Here is an 18617-nt window from a genome sequence, read left to right on the forward strand (position 1 = left end):
CCCTTAACGCCGCACAATGGCCCGAGGCTAGCGGTGGCGCGCCGTGTCTTGCTGTTCGATAAAGCGAATATCCCAGGACGGTAGTGCAGGAGCAGTCGTAAGCTCTTGTCTAAGTCATATATGCGGCTGGATCGATGTGGAGGATCGCAGATGCACGCTGTGGATGTCGTCGTCGTGGGCGCGGGCCTGGCCGGCCTGAGTGCAGCCCGCAAGCTGGTTGCGGCCGGTAGGACAGTTGCCGTGCTGGAGGCGCGCGGCCGGGTGGCCGGCCGCACACTGGGAGGCTTTCTCAGCAACGGAGTACCGGTGGAGATGGGCGGCCAATGGGTCGGCCCGACACAGGACGTTGTGCTCGAGCTCATCGACGAGCTGGGCCTCGAGACCTTCCCCAGCTTCGACGAGGGCGACGCCCTGACCGTCTTCGACGGCAACGTGGTTCCAAACGCCGACGAGACTTTCGGCCTCCCGCCCGAGTCAGCGATGGAGGTCGGCCGGCTCTGGGAGAACCTGGAGATCCTCGCCTCGACGGTCGCGATTGAGGCACCGTGGGAAACTGATGGCGCCGAGGACCTGGACCGGCAGACGCTGGACGCATGGCTGGTCGCCAACACCGAAGACAACATTGCGCTGAGGTTCTTCCGCCTGCTCGTGCCGGTCCTGTTCTCCGCCGAGTCTCCGGAGCTTTCACTCCTGCACTTCCTCTTCTACGTCAAGTCCGGCACCAGCCTTGAGGCGCTGATGACGATAACAGGGGGTGCCCAGGAGAGCCGCGTCGTCGGCGGCACGCACCAAATCTCCGAGCGGATGTCCGCCGAACTGGGCGACGCGGTCCGGCTCAATGCCGTGGTCCGGACCATCCGCCAGGATGGGACGGGCGTAGTTGTCGAATACGACGGCGGCAGCCTCACGGCCCAGCGCGTCGTCGTCGCCATACCGCAGACGCTGGCCGGCCGGCTGCGCTACGTCCCGCCGCTGCCAGCGCTGCGCGACGGACTCACCCAGCAGATGCCGGCCGGGGCTGTGATCAAGCTCCACGTCGGTTACGACGCCCCGTTCTGGCGCGAGGACGGACTGAGTGGAACGGTACTCAGCCTCGACGACGCGTTCAACATCGTCCTGGACAACAGCCCGGACGACGGCTCCTGCGGGGTGTTGGTCGGTTTCCTCGAGGGCGCCCACGCCCGCACCGCGAGCCTGATGAGCGCAGCGGAGCGCCGCGAGCTAGTTATCACTGCGCTCGTGAAGTACTTCGGCCCGAAGGCGGCTCACCCGTTCGACGTCGTCGAGCAGGACTGGAGCACTGAGGAGTTCACCCGCGGCTGCTACGGTGGGCGGCTCGGCGCGGGCGCCTGGACCCAGTACGGTCCGGCCCTCGCTGCACCTGTGGGCAGGATCCACTGGGCAGGTGCGGAAACGTCCACGGTTTGGAACGGCTATATGGACGGTGCCATCCGCTCCGGCCGTCGAGCCGCCGACGAGATACTCAAGGAACTCTCGTGACCAGCGTCCTCATCTATCCGGACAGCTTCTGGCCACACGCCTGATCAGCTGCTGCCCGAGGCGCGGACTACTGCTGCCGTCCCAGGTCAAACCCTCGGCCCAAGTGGGATACTAAGCCATGGCTTCTTCCTCTGGCGGGAGTACTCCCGGTGTAGTTGCAGTGATCGGTGCAACGGGCAGGCAGGGGTCGGCTGCGGTCCGGCATCTCCTCAACGACGGATGGCAGGTGCGTGCCCTGACCAGGAATCCGTCCAGCGCCGCTGCACAGGCACTGCTCTCGCTCGGTGCCGAGCTTCAGCAGGCTGATACCGAGGATCCCGGCACTCTCCGGGTGCCGTTCCAAGGGGCCTACGGGCTCTTCAATGTCCAGAACCCGCAGACAATCGGGGTCGAGGCTGAAGTGCGGCAGGGCCGGAACGTGGCGGAGGTTGCAGCCGCGGCCGGTATACGCCATGTGGTGTACGGGGCGGCAGGCGTCAGCGACCAACTGACAGGCGTTGGCTCCTGGGATTCGAAGCTGGTCATCGCCCAGCGCTTCCGCGAACTGGGACTGCCGCTCACCGTGCTGCGGCCCATGGCGTTCATGGAACTGATGACGGACAAAGGTTACTATCCGCAGTTTTCCACCTGGCATCTGATGCCAAAGCTGATGGGCCCGTCCCGGCCGGTGGGCTGGCTATGCGTTGACGATCTGGGTGCCATCGCCGCCCGGATGTTCGCCGACCCGGAACGGTGGAGCGGTGCAGTGCTGGGACTAGCATCAGACGTGCGGTCAATAGACGAGTGCCGCAGTATGTGGCAGGAACGGACTGGGCGAAGACCGCGTGGGTTACCGATGCCGGAGAAGCTCTTTGAACGGTTCGTGGGGAAGGACCTCACCACAATGTGGCGGTGGCTGCGGACAGGGCAGTTCGACATGAGCACCGAAGCAACCCGCGAGATCCTGCCCGAAGCCCGGACCATTAGGGAATGGCTGGCGGAACAGGCCAGATAGCAGGGGGCAGGACGCCGGCCGCATCGGTCACGGCGGGATTGGCAGCACTGCATGCACCCGCCCGCCCCGGGGGGTGCTCTCGGCGGAGAGCGTGCCGCCCAGCTCGGCCGCACGCTCGCCCATAGAGGCAATTCCGACGCCGGCCTGCCACGGCGCACCGGTGCTCCCGTCATCGGTGACCTCGATCTCCAGGGCCTCCTCGCGGACTGTGAGGCTGACCGTCGCGTTAGTCGACATGGAGTGCCTGGCCACGTTAGTCAGCGCCTCGACGACGATGCGGTAGACCGCCACCTCGACGGCCGCGGGCAGCGCCTCCAACCGATCTGCGCGCAGATCGACTCGCAGTGGTGTCCCGTCAGGAGTCCGCAGGGCCAGTGCCTGCTGCCGCAGGGCGGTGACGAGACCGAGCTCGTCGAGCGCCGGTGGACGCATCGCGTAGACCAGCCCCCGGATGTCCTCGAGCGCAGTCACTGTCTCCTGGCGCAGGGTCCGCAGCAGGTCCTTTGCTCCGGAAGGGTCGGTGCGCAGGGTATTGCGTAAGGCGTCTGACGTGAACGCTATCCCGGAGAGCCGGGCGCCGAGGCCGTCGTGGAGGTCGCGGCGCAGCCGACGGCGTTCCTCCTCGATTGCGGTGATGGCCTGGCCGCGTGACTCCCTCAGTTCGTCGGCCAGTGCCCGGGCGCGCAAGGTCTGGGCCAGCAGAGGCGCGACCAGGCTGAGCACGTGGCTGTCACCCGCGGACAGGGTCAGGTCACCGGGCCGCAGCCCCACCGCGAGCTCCCCGGACCGGTCCGGGCCCAGGGCCAGCGGGAGGGTCCTGGTGTGGGTGACCTTTGACCCGGACTCGGCGACGGTTTTCCCGTCCAGGCGGAGCGCAGAGTACGGGAGGACCAGTGCCTCGCGGATCGCCCGCAGTGCGAGCACAGGGTCATCGCCGATGTGGCCGACCACCCGGGTGGCCGCCCCCAGCGGGTCCGGCCGCGCCCCGAAGAGGAGCTCGTCTACAACGGCCCGCAGCACCACCTGCAGCGGATGAAACGTTGTCGCCGCGAGGGCGCCGATGATCGCCAGCGTGCCCGGAGGCGGGACGCGGCCGCCCAGGACCTCGACCAGCGACTCGACGGTCATGAAGAGGGCCACGTAGCCGACCACCGCGGTAACGAAAACCACGAACCGCACCATCAGGCCCCTGACATCGACCACCTCGGGCCGGCGGACCCCGATGTACAGCGCGGGCGCGACGGTGCTCATGGCGAGGTAGGCGATCACCTCTCCCACGGTGCCGAGCTGCAGGAACGGGGTGATGAACATGGTTATCACCACCAGTGACCCCGCGAGCGCCATCCACTTGAGGGCCCACCGGTCGCCGTCCGAGGCACGTTCGATCTTCCACCAGGTGTGCGCGATCAGGGCACAGGCGATCACCAGGACCATCGCGGTGCCAACCGCGTCGCTCTCTGCCCAAACCACCGCAAGGATGCCCGAACCTCCGATCACCACCAGCGAGACGAAGTCCACCGGATGACGCCAGGTGAGGGCCGGGTAAGCGGTCAGCGCGAGCGGCGCCAGCAACGCGCCGCCGATGGTGAAGGCCAGGCGCGGCGCGTTGATTCCCCCCGTCGCTTCCAGAACGGCCCCCGAGATGATGGCCAGTCCTGCGAAGACCATGAGGACGGCGCTCGGCCGGACCCGCGGAACGCCGAGCAACGCCAACCCGCTGATGGCCGTGCTCAAACCAAGGGCGGCCAGCGCGAGCAGCGCAGGAGAGGCGGTCACGTGCCGAGCCCGCCTTCACGGGCGCGGATGATCGCGGCGGCCCGGTCCAACACCTCGAGCTTGGCGAAGATGCTGGTCAGGTGGTTGCTGACCGTCTTGGGGGAGAGGAACAGCGCCTCGGCGATCGCCGTCGTACGTCTTCCGGACGCGAGCAGGTCGAGAATCTCGCGCTCGCGCGCGGTGAGCTCCGGGAAGGGGGCGGGCCGTGGTGTGGGTGGTGCAGTGAAGTAGCCCAGTATGCGTGCCGCCACGCCGGGTCCGAAGATCGCCTGCCCGGTGACCACCGCGCGGATGGCGGCCACGATCTCCTCCTGCCCGGCTCCCTTGAGCAGGTAGCCACGGGCTCCGGCCTGCATCGCGGTGAAAACGGTAGCGTCGTCGTCGTACATGGTCAGCATGAGCACCGCCGTCTCCGGCACCGCGGCACGGATCCGGCGGGTGGCCTCCACCCCGTCGAGACCGGGCATCCGGACGTCCATGAGTACGACGTCGGGCCGCAGGAGTTGTGCCTCCCGCACGGCGGTCTCGCCGTCGCCTGCCTCGCCGGCCACCTCGAGTCCCTCCAGGGTTTCGATCAGCGCCCGGAGCCCGCCGCGGACGACAGGATGGTCGTCCGCGATCAGCACCCTGAGGTTCATGAACCCATTATGGGCGCGTACGCTCCCGGTTGATCCGGGAACTTCCTCCCTTTCGCCGGGGATCCGCGGGAAAATGGACGGGGAGGCCGTCCCTCGTGGACGGAAGCGGCGCGAGCCGAGAGTGGAGTTGTCCGCTTCATCCATCCACCCGAGGAGCAACCATGAAAACCACATCGAAACGGCAGAAGGTCGGCCTCCTGCTGGCCGGCTTCTACAGCGTGCTGAACGTCGTCGGCGTGCTGTTTCCCCCTCCGGAAGGCCAGGTTGGCCCGCCGATCGGCATCCTCATCGTCGACTGCGGGCTCGGCCTGGTTGGCCTGGTCGCCGTGATCATCACGTGGCGTACCGGCAACCGCGCCGCGCTCCGCGTCGCGGCCGGCGCGAGCATCATCATGACCCTCACCGCACTGCCGGCGTTCTTCGTCGACGTGCCAGCAGTTATCAAGCTGCTGGCTGGCGTAGCCGTGCTGCTCACGATCGCGGCCGTCGTGCTCATGTTCTCGCCGGGGCGCCGCACGACGCCGGTCCTGGACTGAGTCTGATCGCAGTCGTCATGGTCCTTATCGCCTTCGCGGCCGGCCGCTCATCCGGGCGCGAAGGCGGGATCGGCGCTGCGCTTGCAATTCGCCGGACGGGTGCAGATCAAGCGGCTCTTCGCGGCTGAGGCCCGGCCCGTCGTGGTGACCATTCTCGACCGCGCCGCCGACTTCAGCACAGCAACCACCGCGCCGTTGCTCGGCCTGCCAGGACGAAGGCGGTTCGCTGCGCAGGCTACAGTGTCTCGGGAACGGGCGTCCCGGGAACAGCGTGAAGAAGTCCGTCATTGGATTGCCCTTGACGCTAGTCAGTGCGACCAGGACCCCTCCCCGGCAGGATTTTTGTCGTCCGCCCTCACACCGCACAATGGCCCTAACCTATTCGTGCGGAACGTGTTAGCGGCCCGACTGCGGGTCAGATCTGGTCAGGCCAGCCAACGCCACCAGCGTGACTTCTCGGGTTCCGGCGTCGGTTCCGGCTCCGGCTCCTCGCCCAAAGCCAGCGCGGCCTCGACGATGTCGTCCGCGGTGAGCGTCATGACGGCCTCACGATCAAGCGCGTCGAGACTTTGTTGCTCGTCGCGCGACAAACGCAGCGCCTGGCGGTTGAGCGACTGCTCGAACAGCGTGCGGGCGAACCGTGCGTTGCCGGAGTCCTCGCCCGCGTGGAGCCCGGTGAAGATGCGGCGCAGAATCTGGTCCGCACCCGGCTCCAGGGTGTACTCGTGCTGGGCCAGCATCTGGTGGAAGATCGTCTGGAGTGCGTCGACGGAGTAGTCGGGGAACGTGATCTCGCGCGCGAACCGGGAGCGCAGTCCGGGGTTCGAGAGCAAGAAGGACTCCATCAGCCGCGGGTACCCGGCCACGATCACGACCAGGCGGTGGCGGTGGTCCTCCATCCGCTTGAGCAGGACCTCGATCGCCTCGGGGCCGAAGTCCATCCGGCCGTCCTCCGGAGCAAGCGCGTAGGCCTCGTCGATGAACAGGACGCCGTCCAGCGCACGCCGGATCACCCGGTCTGTCTTGATGGCGGTCGCGCCGACGTACTGCCCCACCAGGCCTGAACGGTCGACCTCGACCAGGTGGCCTTTCTGCAGCAGACCAACCGCGCGGTACATCTCGGCCAGGAGCCGCGCCACGGTGGTCTTGCCCGTGCCCGGGTTTCCGAGGAACACCAGATGCTGTGATGTGGCCACCTCCGGCAGGCCGTGCGCCTTACGGCGGGCCTGGACCTGGAGCAGTGCGACGAGGGCCCGCACCTGTTCCTTCACGGTCTCCAGTCCGACCAGAGCGTCGAGCTCGGCCTGCACTTCGGACAGCGGCCGGGCCGGCCCGGGTCTCGCACCGATGAGATCGCCGACCAGGTCGTCAACGCGCTCCGAACCGTGCAGCCTGAGCTGGTCGGTCAGATGGCCGATGGTTTCGCGCAGGTCATCGAGCGGATTGCGGCTGGCAGCCATGCATCCACTGTAGTACTCGATGCCCGGCCGGGGGCGGGGTTGGCTTCACCAGCATCAACTAAGCCGAGCCTTGGGGCCGCGGTCTGGCCCCTTACGTCCGGGAGGCCAGGGCGTCGAACTGCTCCTGCCAGAGGGACAGCTCGCGCTCCATGTACTGCCTGCGCGCCGGGGTCCACTTGGGCCAGATATCGGTCGCGACGTGGGCTTCCGGCCGGTCGCGGACAGAGGCCACAATCGGCTTCGGCCTGGGGCTTGCGACAGGCTTTCGGACAGCGGGCTTCCGCCGGGTGAGGCGGGGCTTGAGGTCCGCGATCCAGAGCACGAGATTGCCCAGGACCCAGATGATGCCGACGAGGACCAGTGCGGCAAGAAGGAAGCCGACGTATGCCAGCCACCCGAGGGCAAGAAAGACCAACATGGTCCATTTTACCCACCTGACCCCCGCTTGGAGCAGGCCTCAGCGGCATCCTTTGGATGTACTGCCTGCTCTCGGAAAGTACGACGGCGGCACTCACCTCCGGCGGTTCGGTCACCCTTCGGATTAGGTAGGGCGATCTGCCTGTTGCCCCTATCCGGCTGGGCATCTGTTGGAGCAAGATACCCCCATGAAAAGAACAGTTCTGGCCGGGTTCGCAGCGGCAATGATGGCCTTCGGTGCAATCAACTCGGCGGTAGCCGGTAACGCGGCACCGGCCGACCCATCACATGTCGTTGGCCAGATCATGGTCAAATTCCGCGACCACCGCGCGGCAGCGGACACCCTGCGGCAGCACGGACTGAGCGAAGGGCCCGGAATTGGCAGCACAGGCGCCCATCTGATCAAGGCTCCCGCCGGCAAAGAGCTTCAACTCATCGAAGCCCTGAACCGCAATCCCGCCGTTGAGTACGCCGAGCCGGACCACGTGGTCACTCCGGCCACAGCTGACCAGTACTTCAGCCGCCAGTACGCCCTGCAAAATACTGGACAGTCCTTCACCAACACCGCCGGCACACTGACCGTAGCCGCAGGCAAGGCAGACGCCGACGTGGACGCCGTCGAAGCCTGGACGTTCACGAAGGGGGCCGGGATAAGGGTCGCCGTGCTCGATTCAGGAATCGCCAACGACAACCCCGACATCACACCGAAGGTTAACGCCCGGGCCAACTTCACCACCGGTGAAACCGGCGACGACAACTACGGCCATGGCACCCACGTGGCAGGCATCGTCGCCGCCGCTCACAACACACAAGGCGTGGCCGGTACTTGCCCGGAGTGCACCATCCTGGACGGCAAAGTGCTGAACGACAGCGGGATCGGATCCAGCTCAGGGCTTGCAAGCGGCATCAACTGGGCGGTCAGCAATGGTGCCAAGGTGATCAACATGAGCCTCGGAGTGCGGGCGTCACGCACTCTCGAAACAGCCGTCAACAACGCATGGAGCAAAGGCGTGGTGCTGGTTGCCGCAGCCGGTAACGGAGGCAACCAGACCAAGATCTACCCGGGTGCCTACCCGAACGTCATCGCCGTCGCTGCTACCGACAACAAAGACGCCAAGGCATCCTTCTCAACATATGGCGCCAGTTGGGTGGACATCGCAGCACCTGGCGTCAACGTCTACTCAACGTTCCCCAACCACGAGTTCGTCCTTGAATCGCAATACAACCGGTCACGGGGTTACGACGTCGGCAACGGCACCTCGATGTCCTCACCGATCGTCGCGGCCACAGCGGCCCTTGTGTGGAGCAGGAATCCTGACGCGACCAGCGAGGTGGTCCGGGGCAAGGTCGAATTGACCGCGGACGCCATTCCCGGTACCGGCACGTACTGGAAGCATGGCCGCGTGAACGCCTACAACGCAGTCAAGTAGTCGCGGGGCCAGCCGACCATTTGCCGCTGGGTTGCCCTAGGGGCAACCCCTAGATCGCGATAGAATGACGGGCAAATGACATCTCGGCGGTGAGGTGAATGCCCAAAAAGCAAGACGGGTCCGACGGCTTGGGAGTGGCGGTTTTTTGGTTCGTGGTGATCCTGATTTGGATCGTCGTCACCTATCCATGGCTGCTCCTGTTGGCGGCCGCGATCTGGTTCGGCATCGTCCTTACCAGCCAGCCGAAGCAAGTCCGCCGTCGACCCCGCCCACCGACAATCACGCCTCCGCGGGTGCCCAGAACAGTGGCCGCAAGGCCTCCCGCAAGGAAGCCGGCACCCGCCCCAACGCCAGCGATCATCCCGCCGCCGGTCAAATTCGCCCCTCCCGACTTCATTCGTAAGGACCGCGAATACAACCGGTTCCTGGCCAGGACATGGGACGAGGAGTTCGAGGCGCTTATAAAGAAGCGCGAGCAATACCCCCAGCCCTAAAGGCGCCATCTAAAACGCTGGCATTCTTCCCGCACGCCCGTCGTCCCTCTGCGGAGCTTAACCGCGCGCCACCAGCCCCGGCACCCTGTCCTGGATCTCGTAGGAGGCCTTCGTGCTGACGGGGGATCCCGGCGTCGTGACGTAGTCCAGCACCCGGAAATCAGCAGTCAAAGCGTCCTTAGTGATGCGCGTGTTCACGTATCCGCGATTGTCGTTGTAGAACTTCAGGTGCGGGTTCCAGGCCATGACCGGGTCGGTGGTGGAGCCAGTGCCGTTGCCGGTGGAGGTGATGGAGGTGCAGACGAGTTCCGAGCCGACCACGGGGGAGGCAGGGTCCTTGTAGTCGAGTTTGAGGTCGTTTGCCCAGTTACGGTGCACGTCGCCGGTGAGAACCACGGTGTTGCGGACGCCCGCATCCACCCAGCCCTGGGTGATGCGGCGCCGCGATGCGGCGTAGCCGTCCCACCCGTCCATGGAGACGTCGTCGACCTCCGGCGCCTGGGCCCGATCCCGTTCGGCGAAGAACACCTGCTGACCCAGAATGTCCCAGCGCTGGGTCGAATTCTTGAACCCGTCCAGCAGCCACTTCTCCTGCTCGGCGCCGGTGATGGTGCGGTCCTCGGCCAGGCGTTCGGCCACGTTCTTCTGCCAGCCGTCGCCGGCGAGCTGGTCGTCGCGGTACTGCCGGGTGTCCATCATGTGGAAGTTGGCCAGTTGGCCCCACTGGATGGTGCGGTAGATCTTCATGTCGAACCCGGCCGGCACGGACGAGGCACGCAGCGGCATGTTTTCGTAGTACGCCTGGAACGCTGCGGCGCGGCGCTGCCGGAACCGCTCGGTGGTGTCGTTCAGCTGCGCGGCGTCCGTGTTCTCCGGGATCTCGTCCGCCCAGTTGTTGTCCACCTCGTGGTCATCCCAGACCACCAGCCACGGCGCGATCGCGTGCGCGGCCTGCAGGTCGGCGTCGGACTTGTACTGCGCGTGCCGCTGCCGGTAGCCGGCCAGGCTGGACGTTTCGGGGCCCTGGTGGTCGCGCGGGTTGCCGCCGCCGATCACGTAGCTGCCCTTCTTGTACTCGTACAGGTAGTCGCCCACGTGCAGCACGAGATCCGGGTGGTCCTCGGCGAGACGGGTGTAGGCGGTGAAGTAGCCGTGCTCGTACTGCGAGCAACTGGCGAACGCCATGGCCAGCGCCGTCGGCGTTTCGTGCGGCGCCGGGCTGGTGAGCGTGCGGCCCACCGCGCTGACGTGCCGACCGGTGCGGAACCGATAGAAGTATTCGCGCCCCGGCCGGAGGCCCTTCAGCTCCACGTGCACTGAGTGCGCGCTTTCGATCCTGGCGGTTTCGACGCCGCGGGCTACTACGGTGCGCATGCGGGCGTCCTCGGCCACTTCCCATTCGACGGCGACACTGCGGGAGGGCATGCTGCCCAGGCCGTCCACGGCCAAGGGGTCCAGCGCCAGCCGGGTCCAAATTACAAACCCGTCCGGCCACGGCTCGCCGGAGGCGATGCCGAGCATGAACGGATCGGTGCGGAGACCGGCGTCGTCCGCTGTTGAAACGGCGACGGCGGCACTCGGCAGGGCGGCGACCAGCCCGGCCCCGAGGCCGGCGGAAATCAGGGATCTGCGTGAAATGTTGTCCATGGCTTCGAACATACGGAAGCCTGTTGGACGGTGTCTGAGGCCTTTATGAATGGGTGGTTAACTGCGTGACAAGACCTGTCGACTCGCCCTTGCGGCATGACGAGCTTCGGCCCGTGGAAATCACAGGGCCCCGTTACACTTGCCGGGCTCCCGGACATTATCCACCGGGGCCGTTTGCAGGAAGTTTAGCCGTGAGGACGGCTGCGGCCACTGTGGCCGCTGATGGTCGACGCTGAGGGCCGCGTTTCCTATTACGGGACAACGCTGGCCAACAAGGCGGTCATCCTCAACGAATGGGGCTTCATCAACATGGCGGACCTTGATACGCGTCCGTTGGTCACTGGGCAGTTGACCGCCGAGACGGCGTCGTGCGGGCGTGAGACCCTTCCCGTTTTCGACGTTTGGCCGGAACGGGAAGGAGGCAGCCCGTTCCAGAAGGGCACGCGGTGTAGCGCTGCCCACGCCCTGATCCCAGGCGCCCCGGATGATGGTGTCAGCACCGAATCTTTGACAGGGCTCGCCATCGAGCTATTCAGTTCCTCAGGGCCTCTGCGATCTGCTGGGCTACCTCGGCGGGCGTGAGGTGGGTGGTGTCGATGACCTCAGCTTCAGCGTGGAGCCAGGTTCGGGCAGCTTCGGCATACGGTTCCAGATAGCCGAGTCGGAAGGGGGAAGGGATGGGATGGTCCGCAGCTATCCGGGCGTAAAGGGTGTCCTGGTCGGCATGGATCACGAAGTGCCGTACCGGAATGCCATGTTGAGCTAGGCCGCCGCTAATTTCGCGCCAGTACTCTTCTACCAAAACGGTCATGGGCATCACCAACGTGCCGCCAGTGTAGTCAAGTACGCGCTTGGCGGTCTCCACGACGAGGGGTCGCCATGGCGGCCAGTGCTGGAAGTTGTCCGTGGCGGGCAGGCCGGGAGAGATGTCCATGAGTGTTTCGCCAACCTTTTCGGCGTCGAACACTCTCGAATCGGGAATGAGCTGCTGAACAAGGGCACTCGTTGTCGTTTTGCCGGCACCGTGGGTGCCGTTGAGCCATACGATCATGGCACCAAACGCTAACACCGAGCAGCCAACACAAGGGCTGTTCACTACTCCCGGGGTGCCTCACGTCTACCGCCAGGCCTCGCTATGGACTGCCTTATTTGGGAGGCCTAACCTGAGAGAAGCGGACAAAGGAGTCGTCATGAAACGCTTGCTTATCGGACTTGCCACGGCGGCCATGGTCGCCCTGAATGCAGCACCGGCCGGGGCCGCTCCCAACATTTACCACACCATTTCGTCGACGAATGCCTCTGCAGCGGTGGTCGAAACCGTCGGCTGCGAGCGGACGGAGATCTTCGTCTCCTCCATGTCGGGGATGTTCGCTGCCCAGCCCGGTCCCGTGAACAAGCAGGGCCTGACCAGTGTTTTCGTGCGCATCTCCGACGTCTGCGCGGCACCCGGCCGCGGCGTGGTGCTGTTCCAGGCTGACGGCCAGAACTTCGCACCCCTGGAGGCTGATCCGAGACTGACCAGCGCCTCCATCACCACGCAACTGGCTGGTACCGACGGCGACGGCAACCCCGTCACCATCAGCCTCTCGGCGACGTGGACCGGTACCGGCCAGCTTGAGCACAGCACCCTCAGCTCCCACGAGAACATCCCGGGTCTGGGCAACGTCAACTCTGTGGACAACAACCTCAGGCGCGCCGCCACGGCAACTGTGTCGGTCACGGTCAACGGACTGACGGTTTCGGGTACGGACAGCAACGCAGTGCTGGAACAAGTGAAGGCGCGCTGCATCGAAATCGCCCGGCCTGGTGTGGAGGAGTTCTTCCCCTGCTTTGGGTTCCCGGGGTAGCGGATACCGCACGAAAGCACGGAGCAATTCGAGAGTGAAGCACAGCGGCAAGCCGTGGCGGTTGCTGCCGCGTAATCACGCAGGCCCGCCGCCGTCGGGCGCTTCAACGTCCGACGGCGGGGGTACAGTCCACCGGATTCCAGCAGTACGCGCAGCAGCGCACCGCTGCTCCAAAGCCTTAGCCCACGTGTGCCACAAAAGGTTCGATCACGTGGATCTTCTGCAGGGGTGACGACGATCAGCAGCGGGAGCTTCATCCGCTGGTTACGGCCGGGAGCCCGCACCTGGCGACAGGACGTTCAGGCCCGCATCAACAGCGGCGGCCAAGAGTTCGGCATCGTAGGCCACGAGAAGATCAGCCTGCAGGCGGATTGCACATGCCAGATGAATGGCGTCGGCGCTTCGCAGCCTGCCGGGCAGGGCAGCCGCATACATCAGATCGGACCGTGCGATGTCAACAAGATTGATGCCGCCGAGTGCCGCATTGACCAGCTCGCCTGGCAAACCACGCCGGTGCGCTGCGCAGTGGAGCTCCGTGTAGAGCAGCATCGAAGCCACCAGCCTGTCGTTCCGAGATCCAGCTGCCGATAAGTACTCCGCCGTGGCTGCTGATTCGCTTTCCTCCACCGCCACCTTGAGGACGGCCGAGGTATCCACGTAAATGATCAACTGTCGCCACGAAGGTCGTCTAGAATCTCCGCCGTGCTCGATTCTGAGGTAACGCGCGGCAGGGTGCGGAAGTCGACAGGCCCCATGGCCGGGCGGACCTGGCCTGCCAGGAGCAGACGTTCAAAGGGCGAGGCCGACGGCGGGATCAGCGTCGCAGTGATCTCGCCATTGTTGGTGACATCGATTGTTTCGCCGTTTTTTACGCGTTCGAGGATCTTGCTGCTCTGGTTACGGAGCTCCCGGTGCGGAATGGTTGTCATGATTGCCTCCGTAGCAATCGTAGCAACCGGAGGTCCGGAATGTAAATATCAGCATGTCCGCAGCATCTCAAGCCGCAGCCGGGCTCGATCCTTCCGCAGCCTCCCAGTGCCGCCGAAGCAAATCAGCCAGCCGCTCGGGCTCGATCCGGTGGGGTGGGTCGAAGTGGTGGCGTTTGGGGAACACCTCCAGATGGAAGTCCGGAAAGAACACCCTTGCCAGCCGGCTGGCAATCTCGCCGTAGTCGTCCGGGTTGCTCAGGCCGCCCAGGGCGAGGAACACGGGCCGCGGAAAGGCGGCCAAGCGTTCCCTTTCCAAGTCATAGCTCTTGAAGGTCCGCAGGAAGGCCCGGATGCCGGCAGGCCGTTTAGCCATCCACGGCGGCGGGGGATCCTCCGGCGGTGGCGGCAGGACGACGTCGGGCCTGACTCCCAGCCGCATGAACGCGGACAGGAACTGCTCCGGCGGAAGTGCCTCCAGCTGCTCGTACTTCTTCCAGAGTTCCGCGTGGGCTGGGCTCCAGTCCCAGCTCCCGGCCCAGGCGGGCTCAAGCAGCGCCAGGCTGAGCAGCCTGTCAGCGTGCTTGGCGGCAAACGCCAGCGCCACCGCGCCGCCACCGGAGTACCCCACCAGATGGAATGCCTCCCACCCGAGGGCATCGGCCTCGCGCAGCACGCCGTTAACCTCTGTGTCCAGGGTCCAGTCCGCCGGAGGCTCGTCGCCTGCATAGAGCTCGAGGTCCTTGGCGACAGCCTGGACATCGGGCCCCATCGCTTTGATCAATTCGTTGTACGCCGGCTCTGCGGGGAGGACAGCACCCGGAAGCAGGATGACCCGGATCGGTTGCATCGCAGTTACTTCCCGGCGGCCTTGGGCTTGCGCGCTTTCGGTTCCTTGGGCGGCAGGGTGGCGACATGGTCGAACGCCTTCCCCACCCAGGCGCGGACCCGCGCGTCGTCGCCGTCACCCTCTGCATTCCACACTTCCGGCAACCCGCTGTAGCCGGCCATGGGCCGCTCGGCCGGCCCGAACGGGACCGTCCGCTCCGTGCTTTCCAGCTCCACCCTGTCCGCCTCGTCCAGCTTCACGCCGATGACGGGGCCGAAAAGCCCGGCGAACATGTTGCCGTTCACGAACGCCCCCAGGTTGCCGAACATCGGCTTCACCACCACGTCCGGATGGTCCGGAACCGCCGCCCGGAACCGTTCCTTGTCGGCATCGGACGCTTTGGGCATCTCCATGGTTCTTCTCCCCGGGGTAGTGGTGCGCTGGATCTGTTGGCAGGATATGCCCGCGCTGCCGCCGCGTACAGGGCCCGACGGCGGCGCCTGGCCCGGGTGCCGGACGCCCGGCACCTGCCGTGGATGGGCGGGTGGTAAATGCTGTCCGGAAACTCCTGTACAGTTGATTTTGTTGTTGTGTTTATGCAGTTGGTAGTTCAGGCAGTACGCGCGGTCGAAAGTCCGCGTTCTTCTGAAGTAGCGGTTTTGAACACCCCACACCGGAGGACCCGAAAGTCGGGACTTTTCCTCCACCTTCACGAAGGACAATAATAATGGCTACTGGTACCGTCAAATGGTTTAACGCTGAAAAGGGCTTCGGCTTCATTTCCCCCGATGACTCCTCACAGGACGTTTTCGCACACTACTCTGCGATCGCTTCCTCCGGCTTCCGCTCACTCGAAGAGAACCAGAAGGTCTCCTTCGAAACCGAGCAGGGCCCCAAGGGTCCCCAGGCCGTAAACATCCAGTCCCTCTAATTCTTTAGAGAAACTGGGGCCTTAGGGTTTCATATTTCAAAAGCAGGGCCGGTCATTGACCGGCCCTGCTTTTTTGTTCGCCCACCGGCTTAGCGGCTGTGTCCTCCAGGGTGCTCTCACTCACCGCCCCCTACGCACCGGCTCGAAGATGTATTCGACCTAATAATACTTTATTCGAATACATATCCACATAAGCACACTTGACTCTGGAGGGCGCCAGCCCACCCCCGTAGCTTGGAAACAACCAGCCGCAACATCCAAGGGGGACATGGACAGACATCCGGCGGGCGCTCTCGACCCAGCCTGATCCGGTACATAGAGCGCAATACCTAGAAGCCAGGGCCCGCCCCCTGGATTCGGCATTTTCGGCCCCAGAAATCGGATTTTCGCACACAGATTTGGGGGTCAAGCCACCCAAGGCCGACAAACGACACCTAGCCTCCACTTTGGAGGGCAAGCATTTCCCATGCAGGCATGGGCTGGCAGCGAGGTTGGCGGACGCCATTGGGTCATGCACCTATGACGGTGACCTGATCCTTTTCAGCTGGGATGAGGGGACCACAGAAGGTTGGATCACGTGTTCGAACAGGAAGTGCAACGGACGCTGGACTACGTGGCACGCGGCATCGGCGTTCGGATCGACGGTGCACCTGGAAGCGGTCGAACAACCATTCTTCAAGAGGTCGTAAAAAGGCTGGAAAAGACCGGAGGTACGGTCTACGTGTTCGCCGGGCTTCGCACCCATCGGAACATCGCTTTCGCGGGCGTCCACGGTCTTGGACTTGATATCCGATTGGGTATCCGGGGCGTGTTGGGGGCCGCAGATGCACTGACCGCATACCTGTCGAAGCCAGGTCAGCATGTCCTCATGGTCGACGACATCGAGTACGTCGATAACGAGTCGCTGGCCGTCATTGAGGCCGTCCTCCTGAGGACGAAAAGGCCCTTGGTGGTCACCGTGGACGATTCCAAACTGTACTCAAAGGCTCAACTGCGGGTCCTTAGCCGTGGCCCAGGAGCCCAAGTACAGCTCAATCCGCTGCGCTATGGGCAAGTCAACGAACTGATCCGTCACACTCTCGGTGCCGCAGCAGATGCGGACGCCACTGCACGGATCCTCACCAAATCAGCCGGAAACCCGAGGCTGGTGGTCCGCATTGCTGAAACCGCCTCGCTGAGCAACCTGATGGCGCTCAGGGACGGTCAGTGGCAACTGACCGGAGATTCCCTGTGGAACGATCATCTGCGCGGCACCGTTGAAGCTCTTCTCGAGGGCCTCAATGCAGCCGAGCTCACGGCACTTCAAACGATGGCGATAGTGGGAACCTCGCCTATCGAGGTCCTGCAGAAAGTGATCCACTCGAATGTCCTGGAGACATTGGAGCGGCGTGGATTCGTCTCAGTCATGGAGGACCATCACGGCTGCACCTCCGCAGCGATCAGCCCGCCCGTGCTTGAAGACTATTTCCGCGCGTCTGGGCTCAGTGGCGGCCGGCAGGTCCTGCGGAACAGAATCGCACGGGCCCTGCGCACCTTGCCTCCACATCCACTCGGCGACCAAAGCGCTGCTGACTCGTTCAGGAGCGCCCTGAACGCATTGCATGGTGAGCGAAGTACCAACGACGCCGCAAGCACGCGTCACTTCCATGAGCAGATCCAGGTCAGGGAGCAGGCCCTATACCGGCTGTGGGAGGCCGAAAAATCCGTTTCGAGCGCGGTTGCCTTCCTGAGGGTGCACTGGGGTGCGCCGATTGACGAACTGCGGATTGAACGCGTCTTCAGCCAAACCAGGACGGCTGACGGAGATCCGGGCGACCTCCTGTTCCTCGCTGTGACCCACGCCTTATGGACGATTTACTCCGGCCAAGGGGTGGCCGCGGCAGTCAGCACGCTAAGGCGCTTCGGGACGGAGCACCCCGGCTGGGAGGCTGACGCGGAAGCGTCGGCGCTCTTCCTCACGGCATCCTATGACCGGATGCCCTGCGACCTCGATGCAGCAATGGCCAGGTTAAAACTCACGCCCGGCGAAGGGGGAGTGGCCAATATTGCGTGGGGAATGCTGGATCTCTACAGATTCAATCCATCGGGTGCACTCGAGGCCATCAACTCAGCGAAGGGATTCGCAGTCTTTCCCCGCATGGAACCGTTCATCCGTGGAACCGCCTTGTTCGTCTCCGGGCGAATCGAGGAAGCTCTCACGTTTGCCTTGGAATGGCGTTCCGAATCACGCCGCAACCTCGACCAATTCGGGGTGGTTGCGAGCAGCTACATTGCTGCCCAGGCTCTCGTCTACTGCGGTTACTTCGACGAGGCTGAGTACCTGATGGGGAGTGTATTCGCCATGGGCCGCCCTGGCTTCCTCGTCGACTCGCTGCACGATGCAATGCTGCGTCTGGCCGGCCTGCGTTCGGCAACAACGGCTAGTCTCCCGAGGACAACCTTGGCCGCGCAATCGCGACGGCGGGCCCCGCAAGTAGGTCCGCTCCCCGGGATCGGAAGAGGCGTCTATGACCTTATCGCAGAGCGCCCCATCCAGCCCGAAGGCTTCGACAGGCGGGCAGCCAGGCTCATAGAGAGGCAACTGGACCATGGCTATGTATTGGAAGCGGCATTCAGCGCGCTCTTCTCCACCTGTCTTCTTCCCGGCCGGAGGGTTCTCGAACTGCTGCGGCGCATAATGCGGGTAAGTGGCACTGCCTCCTATGACCAGTTGGTATCAATAGCCGGCGCCGTAATCGAGGGAGACCACCAACTACTGGGTCTGCTGTTGAAGCACTATGAACCCGATGCACACACTTATCAAGTGGGAATGCTTCTGCGCGGGGCCTCCAAACGCCACCTCCTGCTTGGTGATAGCCGCGCAGCGGAAGCAATGGACCAGGCGTTCACAGCATTTACGGCACGATTTCCCCCTAACAGCGAGATTCTGGCCTTCAACGTCCCTGGTCATTTGCAGCTGACGGTTCGCGAAATTGAGATCTCGGCCTTGGCAGGCCATCGCACGAACACGGAGATCGCCGAGCATCTGGGCATTAGCACCCGGACAGTTGAGAACCACATTTCGAATGCGCTGCGGAAAACAGGGGCCACATCCCGGAGCGCGCTTTTTGACCTCGTGCGGAATTCCTACGCAGCCAAATAGGCCCTCAGGCCATGAAGCGGCGCCTATATGTACGGGACTTTTGAAAGACA

At 64.4% G+C, this 18617-nt stretch carries 18 protein-coding genes; 8 read left to right on the forward strand and 10 right to left on the reverse strand.

Features of this window, described 5'->3' with window-relative positions; genetic code table 11:
- The first annotated feature begins 150 nt into the window (after positions 1 to 150).
- Together ACLKOZ_RS01640 and ACLKOZ_RS01645 are read left to right on the forward strand one after the other, a co-directional pair.
- On the forward strand, positions 151 to 1500 hold the full coding sequence (locus ACLKOZ_RS01640) for a flavin monoamine oxidase family protein (RefSeq protein WP_436472385.1): 1350 nt from the start codon (positions 151 to 153) through the stop codon (positions 1498 to 1500).
- 118 nt (positions 1501 to 1618) lie between these two features.
- Positions 1619 to 2494, forward strand: coding sequence for an NmrA/HSCARG family protein (locus tag ACLKOZ_RS01645; RefSeq protein ID WP_436472386.1), 876 nt, complete (start codon positions 1619 to 1621; stop codon positions 2492 to 2494).
- 27 nt (positions 2495 to 2521) lie between these two features.
- On the opposite strand, the gene ACLKOZ_RS01650 is transcribed toward ACLKOZ_RS01645, so the two are convergent.
- Both ACLKOZ_RS01650 and ACLKOZ_RS01655 read right to left on the reverse strand, forming a co-directional pair.
- Positions 2522 to 4270 (reverse strand): sensor histidine kinase, encoded by a 1749-nt coding sequence (locus ACLKOZ_RS01650; protein ID WP_436472387.1) that lies wholly within the window; start codon positions 4268 to 4270, stop codon positions 2522 to 2524.
- The gene (locus ACLKOZ_RS01655) at positions 4267 to 4908 is read right to left on the reverse strand and encodes a response regulator (protein WP_436472388.1); all 642 of its coding nucleotides are present in this window, start codon (positions 4906 to 4908) and stop codon (positions 4267 to 4269) included. The genes ACLKOZ_RS01650 and ACLKOZ_RS01655 overlap by 4 nt, the downstream gene beginning before the upstream one ends.
- Positions 4909 to 5069: 161 nt before the next feature.
- Here ACLKOZ_RS01655 and ACLKOZ_RS01660 point away from each other — a divergent pair, with 161 nt between their 5' ends.
- Complete coding sequence (locus tag ACLKOZ_RS01660; RefSeq protein ID WP_436472389.1) at positions 5070 to 5444, forward strand: hypothetical protein; 375 nt, start codon at positions 5070 to 5072, stop codon at positions 5442 to 5444.
- 425 nt (positions 5445 to 5869) lie between these two features.
- Here ACLKOZ_RS01660 and ACLKOZ_RS01665 read toward each other — a convergent pair whose 3' ends face one another.
- Both ACLKOZ_RS01665 and ACLKOZ_RS01670 read right to left on the reverse strand, forming a co-directional pair.
- Positions 5870 to 6904 carry an AAA family ATPase gene (locus ACLKOZ_RS01665; RefSeq protein WP_436472390.1) on the reverse strand — a complete coding sequence of 345 codons (1035 nt, stop codon included), beginning with the start codon at positions 6902 to 6904 and terminating at the stop codon, positions 5870 to 5872.
- Positions 6905 to 6995: 91 nt separating this feature from the next.
- Positions 6996 to 7322: a hypothetical protein gene (locus tag ACLKOZ_RS01670; protein ID WP_436472391.1), complete on the reverse strand. Its 327-nt coding sequence runs from the start codon at positions 7320 to 7322 to the stop codon at positions 6996 to 6998.
- Positions 7323 to 7509: 187 nt separating this feature from the next.
- On the opposite strand from ACLKOZ_RS01670, the gene ACLKOZ_RS01675 reads away from it, so the two are divergent.
- Entirely contained in the window at positions 7510 to 8751 is a 1242-nt protein-coding gene (locus ACLKOZ_RS01675) for a S8 family peptidase (RefSeq protein ID WP_436472392.1), read from the forward strand.
- Positions 8752 to 8849: 98 nt separating this feature from the next.
- Positions 8850 to 9245 (forward strand): hypothetical protein, encoded by a 396-nt coding sequence (locus tag ACLKOZ_RS01680; RefSeq protein WP_436472393.1) that lies wholly within the window; start codon positions 8850 to 8852, stop codon positions 9243 to 9245.
- Positions 9246 to 9302: 57 nt separating this feature from the next.
- On the opposite strand, the gene ACLKOZ_RS01685 is transcribed toward ACLKOZ_RS01680, so the two are convergent.
- Together ACLKOZ_RS01685 and ACLKOZ_RS01690 are read right to left on the reverse strand one after the other, a co-directional pair.
- Positions 9303 to 10892 carry an alkaline phosphatase D family protein gene (locus ACLKOZ_RS01685; RefSeq protein ID WP_436472394.1) on the reverse strand — a complete coding sequence of 530 codons (1590 nt, stop codon included), beginning with the start codon at positions 10890 to 10892 and terminating at the stop codon, positions 9303 to 9305.
- 532 nt (positions 10893 to 11424) lie between these two features.
- A complete protein-coding gene (locus tag ACLKOZ_RS01690; RefSeq protein ID WP_436472395.1) occupies positions 11425 to 11943 on the reverse strand; it encodes an ATP-binding protein in 519 nt (172 codons plus the stop codon).
- Between the two features lie 139 nt (positions 11944 to 12082).
- Between ACLKOZ_RS01690 and ACLKOZ_RS01695 the strand changes: the two genes are divergently transcribed.
- The gene (locus tag ACLKOZ_RS01695; protein WP_436472396.1) at positions 12083 to 12739 is read left to right on the forward strand and encodes a hypothetical protein; all 657 of its coding nucleotides are present in this window, start codon (positions 12083 to 12085) and stop codon (positions 12737 to 12739) included.
- A 264-nt stretch (positions 12740 to 13003) separates the two neighbouring features.
- Here ACLKOZ_RS01695 and ACLKOZ_RS01700 read toward each other — a convergent pair whose 3' ends face one another.
- From ACLKOZ_RS01700 to ACLKOZ_RS01715, 4 genes are all read right to left on the reverse strand, one after another.
- Positions 13004 to 13408, reverse strand: a complete 405-nt coding sequence (locus tag ACLKOZ_RS01700; protein ID WP_337350139.1) for a type II toxin-antitoxin system VapC family toxin — start codon at positions 13406 to 13408, stop codon at positions 13004 to 13006.
- Positions 13405 to 13668 carry a type II toxin-antitoxin system Phd/YefM family antitoxin gene (locus ACLKOZ_RS01705; RefSeq protein ID WP_436472397.1) on the reverse strand — a complete coding sequence of 88 codons (264 nt, stop codon included), beginning with the start codon at positions 13666 to 13668 and terminating at the stop codon, positions 13405 to 13407. The genes ACLKOZ_RS01700 and ACLKOZ_RS01705 overlap by 4 nt, the downstream gene beginning before the upstream one ends.
- Positions 13669 to 13735: 67 nt before the next feature.
- Positions 13736 to 14515, reverse strand: coding sequence for an alpha/beta fold hydrolase (locus ACLKOZ_RS01710; protein ID WP_436472398.1), 780 nt, complete (start codon positions 14513 to 14515; stop codon positions 13736 to 13738).
- A gap of 5 nt (positions 14516 to 14520) precedes the next feature.
- Positions 14521 to 14907: a TfoX/Sxy family protein gene (locus tag ACLKOZ_RS01715; RefSeq protein WP_376045209.1), complete on the reverse strand. Its 387-nt coding sequence runs from the start codon at positions 14905 to 14907 to the stop codon at positions 14521 to 14523.
- Positions 14908 to 15221: 314 nt separating this feature from the next.
- Between ACLKOZ_RS01715 and ACLKOZ_RS01720 the strand changes: the two genes are divergently transcribed.
- Both ACLKOZ_RS01720 and ACLKOZ_RS01725 read left to right on the forward strand, forming a co-directional pair.
- A complete protein-coding gene (locus ACLKOZ_RS01720) occupies positions 15222 to 15425 on the forward strand; it encodes a cold-shock protein (protein WP_066274236.1) in 204 nt (67 codons plus the stop codon).
- Between the two features lie 577 nt (positions 15426 to 16002).
- Positions 16003 to 18567 carry a LuxR C-terminal-related transcriptional regulator gene (locus ACLKOZ_RS01725; RefSeq protein ID WP_436472399.1) on the forward strand — a complete coding sequence of 855 codons (2565 nt, stop codon included), beginning with the start codon at positions 16003 to 16005 and terminating at the stop codon, positions 18565 to 18567.
- The last annotated feature ends 50 nt before the right edge of the window (positions 18568 to 18617 follow it).

Source organism: Arthrobacter sp. R4 (assembly GCF_051365025.1).
Lineage (GTDB): Bacteria > Actinomycetota > Actinomycetes > Actinomycetales > Micrococcaceae > Arthrobacter.

Coding starts and splice junctions, on each gene's coding strand:
- ACLKOZ_RS01640 (WP_436472385.1), top strand. CDS start 151: ATGCACGCTGTGGATGTCGTCGTCGTGGGCGCGGGCCTGGCCGGCCTG.
- ACLKOZ_RS01645 (WP_436472386.1), top strand. CDS start 1,619: ATGGCTTCTTCCTCTGGCGGGAGTACTCCCGGTGTAGTTGCAGTGATC.
- ACLKOZ_RS01655 (WP_436472388.1), bottom strand. CDS start 4,908: ATGAACCTCAGGGTGCTGATCGCGGACGACCATCCTGTCGTCCGCGGC.
- ACLKOZ_RS01660 (WP_436472389.1), top strand. CDS start 5,070: ATGAAAACCACATCGAAACGGCAGAAGGTCGGCCTCCTGCTGGCCGGC.
- ACLKOZ_RS01665 (WP_436472390.1), bottom strand. CDS start 6,904: ATGGCTGCCAGCCGCAATCCGCTCGATGACCTGCGCGAAACCATCGGC.
- ACLKOZ_RS01670 (WP_436472391.1), bottom strand. CDS start 7,322: ATGTTGGTCTTTCTTGCCCTCGGGTGGCTGGCATACGTCGGCTTCCTT.
- ACLKOZ_RS01675 (WP_436472392.1), top strand. CDS start 7,510: ATGAAAAGAACAGTTCTGGCCGGGTTCGCAGCGGCAATGATGGCCTTC.
- ACLKOZ_RS01680 (WP_436472393.1), top strand. CDS start 8,850: ATGCCCAAAAAGCAAGACGGGTCCGACGGCTTGGGAGTGGCGGTTTTT.
- ACLKOZ_RS01685 (WP_436472394.1), bottom strand. CDS start 10,892: ATGGACAACATTTCACGCAGATCCCTGATTTCCGCCGGCCTCGGGGCC.
- ACLKOZ_RS01690 (WP_436472395.1), bottom strand. CDS start 11,943: ATGATCGTATGGCTCAACGGCACCCACGGTGCCGGCAAAACGACAACG.
- ACLKOZ_RS01695 (WP_436472396.1), top strand. CDS start 12,083: ATGAAACGCTTGCTTATCGGACTTGCCACGGCGGCCATGGTCGCCCTG.
- ACLKOZ_RS01705 (WP_436472397.1), bottom strand. CDS start 13,668: ATGACAACCATTCCGCACCGGGAGCTCCGTAACCAGAGCAGCAAGATC.
- ACLKOZ_RS01710 (WP_436472398.1), bottom strand. CDS start 14,515: ATGCAACCGATCCGGGTCATCCTGCTTCCGGGTGCTGTCCTCCCCGCA.
- ACLKOZ_RS01715 (WP_376045209.1), bottom strand. CDS start 14,907: ATGGAGATGCCCAAAGCGTCCGATGCCGACAAGGAACGGTTCCGGGCG.
- ACLKOZ_RS01720 (WP_066274236.1), top strand. CDS start 15,222: ATGGCTACTGGTACCGTCAAATGGTTTAACGCTGAAAAGGGCTTCGGC.